We start from the raw sequence: 3,544 nt of genomic DNA on the forward strand, positions 1-3,544 counted from the left end.
GGCTATCTCCTCCCACTATCTCAAAATGCCGCACGCCGAGAAAGGCCTTGCCGTCGGCCTGTTCGGCGGTTCGTTCAATCCGCCGCATGCCGGCCATGCGCTGGTCGCCGAGATCGCGCTCAGACGCCTGGCGCTCGACCAGTTGTGGTGGATGGTGACGCCGGGCAATCCGCTGAAGAACACCAGGGAGTTGGCGCCGCTGGGCGAACGGCTGCAGCTGTCGGAACAGATCGCCAAGAACCCGAAGATCAAGGTCACCGCTTTCGAAGCCGCCCATCACGTCCGCTACACCGCCGATACGCTGGCGCTGGTCAAGGCGCGCAACCCCGGTGTCGATTTCGTCTGGATCATGGGTGCCGACAGCCTGCGCGATTTCCATCGCTGGCAGCGCTGGCGCGAGATCGTCATGACCTTCCCGATCGCCGTCATCGACCGCCCGGGCGCGACGCTGTCGTTCCTGTCCTCGGTCGTCGCCAAGACCTTCGACTATGCCCGCATCGACGAGGGCGATGCGCCGCGGCTTGCCCGCATGAAGGCGCCGGCCTGGACCTTCATTCACGGCCCGCGCTCGTCGCTGTCATCGAGCGCGATCCGCAAGCTGGCGAAGGGGTGAGCCCGGCCGCCCGGCCATGTCGCTTTTATCGCTTCCTTTGCCCGTTTCATGGGCAATCCTGAGCAGGCATGTCGATTCCCAGGAAAAACCGCAGCGAAGCCGAGCAGGGCGCCGAGCCCACGCCGCTGATCGCGATTGCCAGCGTCATCGTGTCGATGGCGCTGATTGCCGTCGGCAACGGGCTGATGTTTGCTTATATCCCGGTCCGGCTTGGCGCAGAGGGTTTCGATCCGACCTGGGCCGGGCTGATCATCACCGGGCTTTCGGCCGGCGGGCTCGCCGGCTGCATCTTGACCGGACCGCTGGTGCGAAGGGTCGGCCATGCCCGCGCCTTCATGGTGCTGTCGGCGCTGATCGCGCTGGCCAACGCCGCTGTCGGCGCCGGGGTCCTTCCGCTGCTGTGGATAGCCGCCCGCGCGCTCTACGGCTTTGCCATATGCGGCCTGTTCATCGTCGCGCAGAGCTGGCTGAACGATGCCGTTGCCAACGCCATCCGCGGCCGGGTGATGGCTTTCTTCTACGTTGCCTATGTCGCCGGGCTCGGCGTCGGCTACGCGACGCTAGCGCTGGTCGATATCAGGACAGCGGATGCGCCGCTGATCGGCATCGTCTTCACCGCGCTGTCGATCCTCCCTGTCGGGATGACCAAACTTGCCCAGCCGCCGGCGCCGCAGGCGGCCTCGGTGGCGCTGCGCCGTGCCTGGCGGGTTTCACCGGTCGGCGTCGCCGGCATGCTTGCCGTCGGCGGCCTGTCGATGTCGATTGCTGGCTTCGCACCGATCCACGCCACGGCCAAGGGCTACAGCCAGGCCGACGTGGCGCTGCTGCTTTCGGCGATGCCTCTCGGCACGCTGATCCTGCAGATCCCGCTTGGTTGGATTTCCGACCGAACCGACCGCCGCTATGTGCTGATCGCCGCATCCGCGCTCGCCATGGTCGCCGGCCTGTTTGCACTCGGGTTCGATGGCGGCGCGCTGGCCGCGTTGGTTGTGATCTACATCGTGTGGGACGGCGCTTCGGAATCGATCTATTCGCTGGCCAGTGCGCACGCCGCCGACCGCGCCGGCAAGGACGACATGGTGGCGCTGTCCAGTTCGCTTTTGTTTGCCTGGTCGCTGTCGGGCTTCGTCGTGCCCGGCATCGTGACGGCGCTGTCGGCCGTCTTCGGAACGCAGGCTTTCATCTATGTGGCTGTTCTCATCGCCGCAGCCTTCTGCCTGTTCGTGCTTTTGCGTGTGTTCACGACGCGTGCGGTCCCGGTCGGCGAAACCGGCAGTTTCGCACCGATGACGGCGCAGGCGCCGTTGCCGGTCGAACTCGCCTTCGCACCGGACGATGAGGGCCGGCACTGAGCCACCCGACTATTGTCGACGGGCTTCCGGCGACGGGGCTTCCGGTGGCGGCAGCGGGATCGATATGCCTTCGCTATCGAATTCCTGCTTGGCGCGCTTGGTGAGATCGGTCTGGGTGGCGAAGAAGTCCGCCGACGATGTCCAGTAGCGCAAGGCAATCGAAACGGTGCTATCGCCCAATGTCGCGACGAAAGCGATCGGTGCCGGCTCACGCTTGACCCGCCGTTCGGCGGCGGCAATGGCAAGCAATGTCTTTTGAGCGCGGTCGATGTCGTTCCAGGAGCCGATGCTCAGCGTGATGTCGCTGCGGCGCACCCCGTTGCGCGAAAAGTTGCGCACCGGCTGGTTCCACAGCGTCGAGTTGGGCGCCAATATGTAGACCCCGTCGGCCGTCCTGAGCTTGGTTGCGAACAGGCCGATCTCCTCGATCGTACCGGCAATCGAACCGACCTCGACGGACTCGCCGATGCGAAACGGCCGCAGTGCCAGAAGCATGATGCCGGCCGCGATGTTCTGCAGCGTGCCTTGCAACGCCAGGCCGATGGCGAGGCCAATGGCACCGATCGCGGCAATGATCGAGGCCGTCTGCACGCCGAACTGGCCGAGCACCATGATGGTGACGAGGATCAGGATGGCATAGCGGACGATCTTGGAGAAGAAATGCCGCAACGTCGCGTCGAAACCATGGATATGGCCGAGACCGGCGAAGATCGAACGTTCGGCAAGGCCGGCGACGATATAACCGACGATCAAGAGGATAACGGCACCGATGGCCGAGAAGGAGTAGGAAACAATCAGCGTGCTCAGTTGGGCGAGGCCAGCCTGGACGCTGAGGAAGGCGTTTTGCGGGTCGATCGGCATGGGGGAAATCCGGTTGGTCGGTGAGCCGATAACCCATGCCGACGGCGAGGGTTCCGATCTTTTCCGGTGTGCGGCGGAACCACAGGAGCGACAATACGTTCGTGCGAGGCAGGGTCCCGTCTTGAAACTGTCAGGGAACTCTGCCTATCTAAGTGGTGTCACCTGCTTCAAGGGGTGATTTGGTTGTTCTTGCTGCGAAAGGAAATACACTGAGAACAGCACTGCGGAAGAAGGCCGATATCATGCCTTCGCCGGCCAGGATCAGCGTAGACGACGCCGTGTCCCGCGCCATCAAGACAGTCCTTGCCAGTCTGGAAGACTCCAAGGCCGAAAATATTGTCTCCATCGACATCCAGGGGAAATCGAGCCTCGGCGACTATATGGTCGTCGCTTCGGGCCGATCGCACCGTCATGTCGCGGCTGTCGCCGATCATCTTCTCAAAGCGATCAAGGATGCCGGTCTCGGCACCGCGCGCGTCGAGGGGCTGTCCGGCGCCGACTGGGTCCTGATCGATTCTGGCGACATCATCGTCCATGTCTTCCGCCCCGAAGTCCGCGAATTCTACAATCTCGAAAAGATGTGGCAGGCGCCGGACCTCGAGGAAGAAACGCTCCACTAAGTCGTTCGCGCGGCTTACAAGGCAAGGATGAAGATATCAGTTCATGCCGTGGGCCGGATGAAAGCCGGCCCCGAGAAGCTGCTGGCCGACCGCTATTT

At 63.6% G+C, this 3,544-nt stretch carries 4 protein-coding genes; 3 read left to right on the forward strand and 1 reads right to left on the reverse strand.

Annotation, left to right across the window (positions count from 1 at the left end):
* The first annotated feature begins 25 nt into the window (after positions 1-25).
* Together ENZ74_RS25870 and ENZ74_RS25875 are read left to right on the forward strand one after the other, a co-directional pair.
* Positions 26-613 (forward strand): nicotinate-nucleotide adenylyltransferase, encoded by a 588-nt coding sequence (locus ENZ74_RS25870; RefSeq protein WP_013529070.1) that lies wholly within the window; start codon positions 26-28, stop codon positions 611-613.
* A 68-nt stretch (positions 614-681) separates the two neighbouring features.
* Positions 682-1,965 carry an MFS transporter gene (locus ENZ74_RS25875; protein WP_013529071.1) on the forward strand — a complete coding sequence of 428 codons (1,284 nt, stop codon included), beginning with the start codon at positions 682-684 and terminating at the stop codon, positions 1,963-1,965.
* A 9-nt stretch (positions 1,966-1,974) separates the two neighbouring features.
* Here the strand turns inward: ENZ74_RS25875 and ENZ74_RS25880 are convergent, their stop codons facing one another.
* A complete protein-coding gene (locus tag ENZ74_RS25880; RefSeq protein ID WP_013529072.1) occupies positions 1,975-2,826 on the reverse strand; it encodes a mechanosensitive ion channel domain-containing protein in 852 nt (283 codons plus the stop codon).
* Between the two features lie 242 nt (positions 2,827-3,068).
* Between ENZ74_RS25880 and rsfS the strand changes: the two genes are divergently transcribed.
* Entirely contained in the window at positions 3,069-3,446 is a 378-nt protein-coding gene (rsfS, locus tag ENZ74_RS25885; protein WP_013529073.1) for a ribosome silencing factor, read from the forward strand.
* Positions 3,447-3,544: the final 98 nt, after the last annotated feature.

The organism is Mesorhizobium sp. M7A.F.Ca.CA.002.15.2.1 (assembly GCF_003998715.1).
Lineage (GTDB): Bacteria > Pseudomonadota > Alphaproteobacteria > Rhizobiales > Rhizobiaceae > Mesorhizobium > Mesorhizobium ciceri.

Coding starts and splice junctions, on each gene's coding strand:
- rsfS (WP_013529073.1), top strand. CDS start 3,069: ATGCCTTCGCCGGCCAGGATCAGCGTAGACGACGCCGTGTCCCGCGCC.
- ENZ74_RS25875 (WP_013529071.1), top strand. CDS start 682: ATGTCGATTCCCAGGAAAAACCGCAGCGAAGCCGAGCAGGGCGCCGAG.
- ENZ74_RS25880 (WP_013529072.1), bottom strand. CDS start 2,826: ATGCCGATCGACCCGCAAAACGCCTTCCTCAGCGTCCAGGCTGGCCTC.
- ENZ74_RS25870 (WP_013529070.1), top strand. CDS start 26: ATGCCGCACGCCGAGAAAGGCCTTGCCGTCGGCCTGTTCGGCGGTTCG.